The sequence below is a fragment of the Spirosoma aerophilum genome, from assembly GCF_054782495.1.
This window is the reverse complement of sequence record NZ_BAAGSJ010000008.1, coordinates 1-6,680: the sequence shown is the minus strand read 5'-3', so window position 1 is coordinate 6,680 and position 6,680 is coordinate 1. Positions and strand designations below refer to the sequence as shown.

Here is a 6,680-nt window from a genome sequence, read left to right as displayed (position 1 = left end):
CTCCTTCATCAGGCAGAGAGCCGCAACCCGGAAGGGTTGCGGCTCGCTGCCTGATGAAGGAGTTGGTTTTAAGCAGTATGTCCTTAGTTTTGCTTCAATACATTGACTCCCATAATATCAATTTGAGCTTGGGGAATGGGGAAGTATTCATTTTTCCCTTTCACAAAAGTTGACCCCGTCAGATAAGTGCGCTTCAGACTTTCTTTGACTAGGTACGCATTGAGCACATCACTGGCCACTCCCCAACGGACCAGATCAAAAAAGCGATGGCCTTCCATGGCTAACTCCAGTCGTCGTTCAAAGCGAACGGCCTTTCGGGCGTAGTCCTGGCTGGGAAAGGATGCATAGGGTTTAACCAGATAATTGGCCGCAGGCTTGCCCGCTGCATCGGTGACTACCTGATTCGTAGCCCGCGTTCTGATCTGGTTCACCAGGGCCAGGGCCGTTGCCAGGTCGTTTTCTTCGACCGCAATTTCGGCCCGCATCAACAGCAAGTCGGCGAAGCGGTAAGCTCGGTAATTATTGGCGTTGGCCCGCGGGGATTCCGCACCGGCGTTCTCGCCGTTGTTGGCAAAAAACTTTTTGAAGGTATAAGGACCGCCAAAACTTTGATCCCGTATCCAGTTTTTACCCGGATGTATGCCCCAGTTAAGAAAGGGGATTCCCCGGCGGCCAACTGTCCAGTCCAATCGGGGATCCAGTGTCCCTTCATAGGGGGTAAACGGATCCGTTGAGGCTAGGCCCTCATCATTTTTCACATCGACATTATTAAAGGTATCCAGCAAGGGCAAACCCGTCGCATCCGTTTTGAAGGCATTCACCAAATTTTGGGAAGGCTGGTAAAAGCCGCAGCAGCCGCCGGGGGCTGAACCATAGGGGAAGTTCCAGTTATCGCCCCAGTTTCCGTTCTGTCCGGTGCCCCCGTCACCCACTGACATCTGTACTTCAAAGATCGACTCGCTGTTGTTTTCGGTGGCAATCTGAAAATTATCGTGATAATTCGCTACCAGTTTAAAGGGGCCGTTGGCAATCACGTCTACCAGGAGGGGTTTTGCAGCGGTGTAATCCTGTTGATACATATGGACTTTGGCCAGATAGGCTTTGGCCATCCATTGGCTGGCTCTGCCCACATTGACTTTGGTTGTCGGCAGGTTATCGATCGCATACTGGAAATCAGCTTCGATCTGGGGCCATATATCCGCTGTATTGGGCAGATTGATAAAATCCGTTACGGTTTCATCCACGTAAGGCACCTTATTCCAGATTTTTTTAGCTTCAAAGTGATACCAGCCCCGCAGGAAACGAGCTTCCCCCATGGCCTGTTTTTTTTCGACCTCCGTCATATCCTTGGCTTTTGGTACGAGCTTTAACACATCGTTCGAGCGGGAGACACCATCGTATAAGGCAATCCATTTGTCGTTATAAACGCCTAAATCGGCCTGGAAGGAATAGCGTTCCAGGGTAGTGATCTGCGCCTGATCACCCACATCACTACCCTTGTAGGCGTCATCGGAGGCCACCGAGCCAAATATCCAGTTGCTCCCCGATGAGGTGTTGGTCGGGCCGGACCCTACCCCATCCAGCAAACTGTAGGCCGCAATCAGGACCCCATTGACGCCTGACTTGTTGGCCAGCAGCTGATCATTGGCTACGCCCAGCGGTGTTGTTTCCAGAAAATCACTGCTGCAGGCGCTCAGTAAGTTCAGGCAAACCCCTGCGGATAAGAATATGAATTTCTTTTTCATAAGTGTATGGGCCGTACGGCTTAAAAGGTTGTCGAGTCGTTGGGTTAAAAGCCGAAATTGATACCGATCTGGTACATTTTAGCATTGGGATAATTCCCCTGATCCACACCTAAGACAGTGCTGCCCGGGGCCGAGCCAACCGACGTGACCTCGGGGTCAATACCGCTGTAGCTGGTAATGGTAAAGAGGTTTTGAGCCTGAAGAAAAATACGGGCATTGTCAACTTTAATTTTCGAGGCAATAGCCGTCGGCAAGGTATAGCCAAGGGTCAGGTTTTTCAGCCTCAGATAGGAACCGTCCTCAATGAAATAGCTGGAAGGCTGCTGGCTACGGCTATCATTGGCATCCAAAATAGGCAAAACCGCATCTGGATTCTGGGGGGTCCACGAGTCGTAGAGCATACGTAGACTCCGGTTTCCCGCCTGATTGTTGAAGTCAACCCAGCGTTTAACCATATTCAGCAGTTGGTTTCCCTGTACGCCCTGAACGAAGGCCGAAAGGTCGAAGTTCTTATACCCCAGATTCAGGTTAATGCCGTAGGTGAAATCCGGGTGAGGATTACCCAAAAACATTCGGTCATTGTCGGTGATGGTACCGTCCCCATCGGTATCGTGATACCTATACTTACCCACGGCGGCATAGCCCGGATAAGCCGGACCCGCATCAACTTCGCCCTGATTTTGGTAAATGCCATCGATCTTTAACCCATAGAAAGAATACAGGGGCCTACCCGCCACCGAGCGCGTCCAGGTGTAACTCCGGATAGCGGGTCCGAGCAAAACGGCCGTCGAACTGCTGTTGAGTCGTACGACATTATTTTTATACGTCGAGAAATTAATGCCAATCCCGTAGGTCAGTTCGTTGTTGAGAGTTTTATTGTTGTAATTGATCCCAAGATCAATGCCTTTGTTGCTCATTTCTCCCACATTGACAAACGGAATAGTGGCTACGCCCTGAGTAGCAGGCAGACTGACCTGGTAGAGCATGTCGGCCGTTGTGCGTTTATAGAGATCAAGGTTCAGCGTTAGCTTGCCTTTCAGGAACGTAGCGTCCAGGCCGAGGTTGGTCTGGGTCGTTGTTTCCCATTTAGCATCCGAGTTCCCGAAGGCTTCGGTATCAAAACCAGCCTGAACCGAGTTGTTGGAGCCATCAATGGCATAGGACGATTGGCTAAGGCTGGATCGGTAGGTGCTAAACCCGTTGTAATTGCCAATCTCCTGATTCCCCGTCTGGCCCCAGCCAGCTCTCACTTTCAGGTCGTTGATCCAGGGTAATGTCTTCATGAAGCGTTCCTCCGAAATTCGCCATCCGGCACTAAAGGCGGGGAAGGTACCGTACCGGTTGTTCTGACCAAAACGGGATGATCCGTCGCGTCTGATCGTCGCTTCCAAGAGATAGCGGTCCTTCAGGGCGTAGTTAACCTTAGCGAACAGGGAAAAAAGGGCCCATTCATAGCCCGCCCCCGAGTTGTTGATGCCGGCCGTTCCCGAATTGAGGTACATATACAGCGGGTCTTCGGAGAAGAAGGTGGTGCGAGTGGCCGAAAAATCCTGCCCTGTTCCTTTAATGGCTTCGGTGCCGGCCAGTACACTCACCCGGTGTAGATTGGCAATGCTTTTCGTATAGTTCAGCGTGTTCGTCCAGGTCCAGTTGATATCGTAGGCATTGGCGTTGGTTAACGCGTTCGAGGCTTCAATCTCAGCTTCTTCCAGGTCCAGCAGGGTATAACTGGCTCGGGTAGCGGTCGTAAAATCAATGCCGATACTCGACCGGGCTACTAAATCTTTGAGGATGTCAACTTCGGCATAGGCATTCCCGAAGGCCCTGAACGTGTTGGTCTTATTGTTTCTGGCCCGCCATAACTGAGCGACTGGATTGGTAGCCGGTCCCAGACCCGCCGCCCGGGTAGCGGCAAAGTTGCCCATTATGTCATATACGGGAATAATGGACGGAATCCGGTAGCCGTTACCAATGGGGTTTCCGTCCTGGTTATTCGCCGTACTGGCCGTACCGTTGTTGTTATAATACCCTTTGTTCTCCGTATAGCTTACTTCCAGGTTTTCACCCAGACGAAATTTTTTCTTGAAGAGAAACTCGGTGTTGGCGCGCAACGAATACCGGTCGAATGAGGTATGCTTTAACACCCCATCCTGCTTAAAGTAGTTCAGGGCAATGGCATATCGTCCCGTTTCGGTGCCGCCGTTAGCGCCAATGTTGTATTCCTGAATGACGGCCGGATGCAAAATCTCCTTCTCCCAGTCGGTGCCTTCTTTGTTAGCTTTTACGATCTGGTAAAAATTGGCCCGGTTGTAGGTGTAAAGCGAGGGATTGGTCTTGGGATCGCCTTCGAAAAGGCCATAGCTGGAACCGGCCAAAATATAATCCGGCACAACCGCCGTGGGGCCATTGCCATACTGGGGATGGGAGGGATTTCCGTTGGTCAATATGCCGGCGTTACGACGCTGAATCCAGAGCAGGTTACCAAACTCCTGCGGATTCTTGATTAAACCCAGGTCCACTTTACCGACCTGCACCCCAACTCTGGAGTTAAAGGTGAATTGAGGAGCCCCAATCTTGCCTTTTTTAGTGGTAATAATAATGACCCCATTGGCCGCTCTTGACCCATAAATGGAAGCAGCGGAAGCATCTTTTAACACCTGCATCGACTCGATATTGTTAGGATTAATGCTGTTGAGCCCGCCTTTAGTGGGAACCCCATCAATGACATAAAGCGGATCATTATTGTTGATGGTACCAAACCCACGGATGCGTACGGTTGCTTCGCCCCCCGGCGAATTGTTGGAGGTGACGGTCACCCCGGCGACTCGTCCCTGTAATTGCTGCGCCACGTTGGGGGCCGTTACCTTGTTTAGCTCTTTGGCATCGACGGTGGCCACGGACCCGGTAATGTCTCTTCGGGATTGGGAGGAGTAGCCGGTTACGACGACTTCGCTTAACGCTTTGACATCCGATTGCAGGGTAACCACGAGTTGGTTTCGGTTACCGATGGTTAGCTCCTGGGTTATATAGCCAATAGAGGATACTATCAGCGTGGTACTGCCATCGGGTAAGTTGAGCGTAAAGGCTCCCTCCGTATCGGTGGTCGTACCCAGAGACGAGCTGCCTTTTAGCACCACTGTGGCGCCGGGAACAGACGCCCCCGTGGCATCAATAACTTTTCCCCGAATGGGTAGAGCCGCCCGTTCCTCAGCCCGGAATGGGGGAAGGGGCTTGGATAAGGTGTACCCATTAGCCCCCCCGGCGGTCGGCATAAACAGGTGAAAAAGGAGTAGCGTAACCAGGGTGATTTGTCTGGCTGGAAGCCGGGAGCCCCGTCGATAAAGGTTGTTTTTCATACTGGGTTGTTTTAGAGTAAAGATCAGGTATCACAAGAACCTAAGTCGTTACCGGCTTTTGTAACTAGGCGATTGAGTTGGTCTGAGGAGCCACTGGGCCAAACGTGACGGATCCTAACGGGGCCAATTTTTTAGAGCATACGGTGTAGTAGCTTGAGTCAGCCGGAATCATGCACACTAAACCGGCCAGCGTTAGACCTTTTCTAAAAGTAAGCACAAAAGCTTTTAAGCAAAATTTAATCTTAATACTTATTAAAATAGGAAAATTAAATTTTTAAATAGTCCCATAGTACTAATTTTTTCTTGACGAAGCGGTCCCACCAAGTCCAGCGTGAAAATAATGGTGACCAGAAATAGCAGGTAAGTGAGGAGACCGCCATTGGACGATTAGTTGGCCTAATCCTTCCTCCCGTTTATTGCTGGTTTACGGTCGACAACTAGTTATTTGACTGCGGAGACCACCCTGAACCTACCCTATTCTCCGAAGTGGTATCTGTAGAGCAGTCCCCCTGAAATGATGTCCTACCGGAAAGGCGTTAGTTCATAAAGGGTAGCTGGTCACGACTCCGCAGGCAGGTTATACTGGCCGCCTACTGGGCAGTTGAAGGGCTTAGAGGTAACGGGTTTTAACCTGTCCAACAGGTGCCAGGTCAGTAGTTGACTAGTCGATAGTTGAGTAGCCAGCCCGGTTAAACGCTCTACCTGATCAAAAACTGCCTGCGCTAGGAAGTAGCCTATACTTTAGAAGTCGGCCTGTTAAGCGGATAAATTAGCGGCTCATTTCCTGCGTAAACAAGTTGAGGGTAGACGGTCGATGAACGTTTGCCCTGAACGGGCCAGGTGTGGGCTGAAGAGACCCTTTGTATTTGGCTGACTCGACCGCCCTCGTTAGACTTACGGGAGTTGGCCTGTTAATGGCTATGTAAAATATTATTCTATCTTTATTGAATAATGTCTAGAACATATTTTGCTTTTTTGGTTATCTATAAATGAATATATAGGTAAAGCGCACATTTGCCTAGCCAGCTACATCTCAAGGCCCACCCACGTTTGATGAATGAGATGATGCTACCTTACTGCATGATATGATGGAACAATCTGAAAAGACCAGGCTCGAAGAGGAACTCGAGGAGCTTTATAACCAACTACAAAAACAGGCGCTGAGGCTGAATGACCGATTGACCCAAGCACAACAGTCGACTAACCTGCTCAAGGGCAGTGAATACCCTTCCCCTTTTGACAGCCCTGATTCGCTGTCGGAGCCGTTTATGGACTTGCTGGTGCGTTACAAACAAGCCCAACAACGCTACGCTCAATTGAGCGTCCCTGCTCCAGGGTTTAGCGTGAGCGAAGGCATTCCTGGAGTGAAATCCTTCTGACCGGCTTAAGTCGGGTGATATCTCAGGCAAAAGGAATGGTTTTTATCGTAGCCCCAGCTTCCGCTGTTAACGGCTTTGTCAGTAGTTCCCCACTATTCGCCCCTTTTTCTGCACGGTCAAGGACGAGGGAAAGCCCTTACCCACCGGTTTCAATTTAGTAGGAACCGGTGTAAAACAACCTGCCAGTCGTCAGGTACTTC

The 6,680-nt window shown here is 50.5% G+C and carries 3 protein-coding genes; 1 reads left to right on the top strand and 2 read right to left on the bottom strand.

Features of this window, described 5'->3' with window-relative positions; translation table 11 throughout:
• Window positions 1–83: 83 nt before the first annotated feature.
• Both ACYVK4_RS07690 and ACYVK4_RS07685 read right to left on the bottom strand, forming a co-directional pair.
• Window positions 84–1,745 (bottom strand): RagB/SusD family nutrient uptake outer membrane protein, encoded by a 1,662-nt coding sequence (locus tag ACYVK4_RS07690; protein WP_461126913.1) that lies wholly within the window; start codon window positions 1,743–1,745, stop codon window positions 84–86.
• Window positions 1,746–1,789: 44 nt separating this feature from the next.
• Complete coding sequence (locus tag ACYVK4_RS07685; RefSeq protein ID WP_461126912.1) at window positions 1,790–5,101, bottom strand: SusC/RagA family TonB-linked outer membrane protein; 3,312 nt, start codon at window positions 5,099–5,101, stop codon at window positions 1,790–1,792.
• A 1,085-nt stretch (window positions 5,102–6,186) separates the two neighbouring features.
• Between ACYVK4_RS07685 and ACYVK4_RS07680 the strand changes: the two genes are divergently transcribed.
• Window positions 6,187–6,480, top strand: coding sequence for a hypothetical protein (locus ACYVK4_RS07680; protein ID WP_461126911.1), 294 nt, complete (start codon window positions 6,187–6,189; stop codon window positions 6,478–6,480).
• The last annotated feature ends 200 nt before the right edge of the window (window positions 6,481–6,680 follow it).